General features: G+C 67.4%; 4 protein-coding genes, 1 tRNA gene and 1 pseudogene. 3 read left to right on the top strand and 3 right to left on the bottom strand.

What is annotated here, in order from left to right; translation table 11 throughout:
- The first annotated feature begins 45 nt into the window (after window positions 1-45).
- Window positions 46-1,071, top strand: a complete 1,026-nt coding sequence (locus JHC79_RS22285) for an NAD(P)-dependent alcohol dehydrogenase (protein WP_296395012.1) — start codon at window positions 46-48, stop codon at window positions 1,069-1,071.
- Window positions 1,072-1,144: 73 nt separating this feature from the next.
- Window positions 1,145-1,465, top strand: a complete 321-nt coding sequence (locus JHC79_RS22280; protein ID WP_296395009.1) for a putative quinol monooxygenase — start codon at window positions 1,145-1,147, stop codon at window positions 1,463-1,465.
- A 10-nt stretch (window positions 1,466-1,475) separates the two neighbouring features.
- Here JHC79_RS22280 and JHC79_RS22275 read toward each other — a convergent pair whose 3' ends face one another.
- From JHC79_RS22275 to JHC79_RS22265, 3 genes are all read right to left on the bottom strand, one after another.
- Window positions 1,476-2,453, bottom strand: a complete 978-nt coding sequence (locus JHC79_RS22275) for a 2-oxoglutarate and iron-dependent oxygenase domain-containing protein (protein ID WP_296395007.1) — start codon at window positions 2,451-2,453, stop codon at window positions 1,476-1,478.
- A gap of 74 nt (window positions 2,454-2,527) precedes the next feature.
- Complete coding sequence (locus JHC79_RS22270) at window positions 2,528-3,916, bottom strand: NAD(P)/FAD-dependent oxidoreductase (protein ID WP_296395005.1); 1,389 nt, start codon at window positions 3,914-3,916, stop codon at window positions 2,528-2,530.
- A 34-nt stretch (window positions 3,917-3,950) separates the two neighbouring features.
- Window positions 3,951-4,033, bottom strand: a tRNA-Leu gene (locus JHC79_RS22265).
- Between the two features lie 61 nt (window positions 4,034-4,094).
- Here JHC79_RS22265 and JHC79_RS22260 point away from each other — a divergent pair.
- Window positions 4,095-4,380 (top strand): annotated as a pseudogene (locus tag JHC79_RS22260) (transcriptional regulator); the annotation flags it as partial.

Genomic DNA, 4,380 nt, shown 5'->3' with positions numbered 1-4,380 from the left:
TGAAGACCCCGAAATCATGAAGACAAGGAACAACCCATGAGCACGATGCGCGCCGTCCAGGTGGTCGGCTACCACCAGAAACTCGAGATGACCGAGCTTCCGATCCCCACCCCGAGCGGACCGTTCGACGTGGTCGTGAAGATCGGAGGGGCCGGCGTCTGCCGCACCGATCTGCACATCCTCGAGGGCCAGTGGGCCGAGAAATCCCAGGTGACGCTTCCGTACACGATCGGACACGAGAACGCCGGCTGGGTCGCGGCGGTCGGTTCGGCGGTCACCAACGTGGCCGAGGGCGACAAGGTGATCCTGCACCCGCTCATCACGTGCGGCCTGTGCCGGGCCTGCCGGTCGGGCGACGACGTGCATTGCGAGGTCAACCAGTTCCCCGGGATCGACACCAACGGTGGATACGCGGAGTACATCAGGACCTCGGCACGCAGTGTCGTCCGGATCGACGACGCGCTCGAGCCTGCCGACGTGGCTGCGCTCGCCGATGCCGGGCTCACTGCTTACCACGCGGCGGCCAAGGCTGCGAAGCGACTCACCCCGCGCGATCGATGCGTGGTCATCGGCGCAGGAGGGCTGGGGCACATCGGGATCCAGGTTCTCAAAGCTCTGACTCCCGCCGAACTGATCGTCGTCGACCGCAACGAACAGGCCCTGAAGTTGGCGGAATCCATCGGTGCCGACCGAGCGATCGTCGCCGACGGCACCCAGGTGGAGCAGATCCTGGAGTTGACGGGCGGGCACGGTGCCGAGGTCGTGATCGACTTCGTCGGCGAGAACGGCACGACCGCAGAGGGTCTGGCGATGACACGTCCCGCCGGCGATTACCACATCGTCGGGTACGGCGAGAACATCGATGTCCCGTCCATCGACCTGATCTCGGCCGAGAAGAACATCGTGGGCAACCTGGTCGGCTCGTACAACGATCTGTGCGACCTGATGCAGCTGGCTGCCCGCGGCGCGGTGAACCTCCACACCGCCAAGTACCCGCTCGACGATTTCCAGAGTGCCATCGACGATCTCGACGCCGGCAACGTCCGTGGTCGGGCCATCCTCACCCCGTGACGATGCGGTCGAGACGTCAGAGCCCACCACGTAGCGTGACATCGAACCGTTCACCCACCCCAGGAGCGCATCCATGATCTTCATCGTCGTAAAATTCGAGACCAAGCCCGAGTTCACGGACCAGTGGCCCGAGCTGGTCGCCGAGTTCACCGCGAACACCCGCGGTGAGGAGGGCAACCTGTTCTTCGACTGGGCGCGCAGCCTCGACAACCCGAACGAATACGTTCTCACCGAGGGCTTCGCCGACGACGCCGCCGAGGCACACGTCGGCAGCGATCACTTCAAGAAAGCCGTGTCCGAACTGCCGCAGTACCTGGCGCACACACCGAAGATCATCAGCGAGAAGATCGGGGCCGACGCGTGGGGTCCGATGGGCGAGATGCAGGTCGACTGACCCGAGGTCATCAGCGCGCGGGCGTGATCCCGTGATGTCGCTGCGCGACATCGGGGTGCGCCCGCGTGCGTGACTTCCACGCGTTCTCGCCGTAGGTGGAGAAGATCGGGTTGTCCGGATCCGCCTCGACGCCGTGCGCCTGTGCAGCCAGATCGGCGGGGAGATCGATGATGTCGATGACGGCGTCGAGAGCCGGGTTGAAGAAGTACGGGATCGAGATCCGGTCGGTCCCGGGCTCGGGCGCGATGACCCGGTGCCGAGTCGCCCGCAGGTAGCCGCCGGAGGCCACCTCGAGCAGTTCACCGGTGTTGACGATGAACGCACCGTCGAGCGGTGGCGCGTCGATCCACGTGTCGTCGCCGGTCTGCACCTGCAGGCCGGTCGATCCCGGTTCCACCAGCAGCAGGGTCAACACCCCGGAGTCCTTGTGTGCGCCCACCCCCTGCGGGTTGTCGGCGCTGCCCGGGTAGCGCACGACCTTCATCAGGGTCGCGGGCGCGTCGGCGAAGGCGGCGTCGAAGTAGTCCTCGGGGGCGCCGAGGGACACGGCCCAGTGCCGCAGCAGCCGCAGCCCCACCTCGGCGAGGTCGTCGGACCACCGTTCGAACGCGCGCCGGAACCGCGGCGGGTTCGTCGGCCACAAGTTGGGGCCCTGCAGATTCCAGTAGCCCTCGGCGTCGACGACGACCGGTCGCTGCGGACCGATGTCGATCTGTTCACGCCAGTCGACCGCACCGTTGGTCAGTTCGCCGCCGAGTCGCGACCAGCCACGGAAGTGCGGGCTGTCGAGCTGGCTGATCGCGTTCTTGTCCTCGTCGGGCAGGGCGAAGAACTGCCGCGCCAACGACAGCACCTCGTCGAAGCGGTCGGAGTCGATGCCGTGGCCGACGAGGTAGAAGAACCCGTGGGTGTGCGCGGCCTCGCGGACGGCGGAGCGGAACGCATCCGGGTCGGCGTCGGCGGTCGACAGATCCAGGACATGAAGCATCCCTCCATGCTGGCCGCGACGGGCGGGGACGTCCACTCTCCGGCCCAGCCGGATGCGAACCCCTGCCTTCGCGGCTACCCGGTCGAGGGTTCGCCGAGCAGCCGCTCGAGGTTTCGGACCGCCCGGCCGAGGTTGCGCAGCACTCGCATCGACACCGCGACCTGGTCCGGGGTCAGAGCACTCGCGTCGCCGATGCGCATGCTGTTGAGCCGCGACCCCTCGAGCCACTCGCCCAGCCCGGGCTCGCGCCCCCAGCGCGACATGGTCCTGGTGTTGGCCGCGGTGGTGCGCAGCCAGTCGATGTCGGAGTCCGGATGTGCGATGACCTCACACAGCTCGTTCTTCTTCTCCTCGTCGGACACGGTTGCCTCGACGTGTGCGATCAACGCCGCGCTGAACACCTGCTGACAGGTGCGGATGTTCTGCAGGGTGATGCGGTCGTCGGCGAACACCGGTACCGCCGGGCGCCTCTGCAGGCCGTCGGCGGTGCAGTCGACGTGCACCGTGTTGGGTGAGGTGGGAATCGTCCCCGACTCGAGGGTGATGGTGTCGGCCTCGACGGACACCACGCGACCCAGACGGATCACGTTCGTGATCTGCCGCAGGGTGTCGAGTTCGGCCCGGGACACCGTCGCGCACCGGTACATCGTCGGCCGGACGTCGGGATCGATCCGCAGCAGCTGGCCGGTGCGTTCGAGCCGGTCGAAGAGATCGTCGACCGATTCCGCCTCGGCGGACGCCTCGAGTTGCAGCGCGTACCCGCCGACGGTGCTGTCGTAGAACCCCTCGACCGGTTGGATGTTCATCCGGTCGAGCAGCCACGAGTCGCGCGGCATGATCCACCGGATGTCGTCGGGGTCGACACCCCGACCGAGCAACCACAGGCAGGCGTCGATCCCGGTCTTGCCCGCTCCGACGACCACGTACCCGTCGGCGGGCCGGGTGATCTCGGGTAGCTCGTTGGGAGCCATCCACCGCACCTGGGGGCTGACGGGAAAGGCGGGTGCGCGCATCGCCGGGACGGTGACCCGGCTGTAGGTGGCGTCGACGACCGTCGTCCCACGGACGTCGTGTCGGGCACCGGTCAGCACCGACGTCACGGTGCCGTCGTCGGCGGCCTCGCTCTTCGGGAAGAAGTGGAACCGCCCGGTCGGCAGGAACTGCTGGCTGAGGACCTGATCGAAATAGGCGACCACCTCGGCGGAGGAGGCGAGTTCGTAGTGACCGGCGTTGGAACCCGCGGTGTCCACCCGGTCGACGCCGAGCCCGCGGGAGTTGATGCCGTAGAACGCCGACGGCTGGTGCAGTCGGACGAACGGGTACGCGAGCGTCCAGTGCCCGCCCGGGCGGTCGTACCGGTCGACGAGAGCGACGGTGGCGTCGGTCTCGGTCAGGATCACGTCCACGAAGGCCATGCCCATCGCGCCGGCACCGATCACGAGATAGTCGACATCGATGCTCACCGGGTCTCCGAACGTCGCGGTTCTGGGTCGTCCGTGCGCGAGGGGGGACTTGAACCCCCACGTCCTGTCGGACACTGGAACCTAAATCCAGCGCGTCTGCCATTCCGCCACTCGCGCGTGTGCACCGTCACGATACCGGTTGACCTGCTGGATTCGAGCTGCAGGTACCGTCGATCCCATGCCAGAAGGGAAACGTCGACACAAGCCTGCGTTGATCGCGCTGGTCGTCGTCGCGGCCATCGCCTGCCTCGGCCTCGCCTGGTGGCAGTGGAGCCGGTTCGAGTCGTCGTCGGGCAGCGGACAGAACCTCGGGTACGCGTTGCAGTGGCCGGCGTTCGGGGTCATGTTCATCTACGCCTATCGCCGATTCGTGGTCCTCGAGAGCGACCCCGACGAGGTCGCGAAACTCTCGCCCCGCGCACACGGCGTGACCGAGGTCCCGGCCGACCTGCTCCCCCCTCGCC

Source organism: Williamsia sp., from assembly GCF_016462415.1.
Lineage (GTDB): Bacteria > Actinomycetota > Actinomycetes > Mycobacteriales > Mycobacteriaceae > Williamsia_A.
This window is presented reverse-complemented; position numbering and strand designations above follow the sequence as displayed.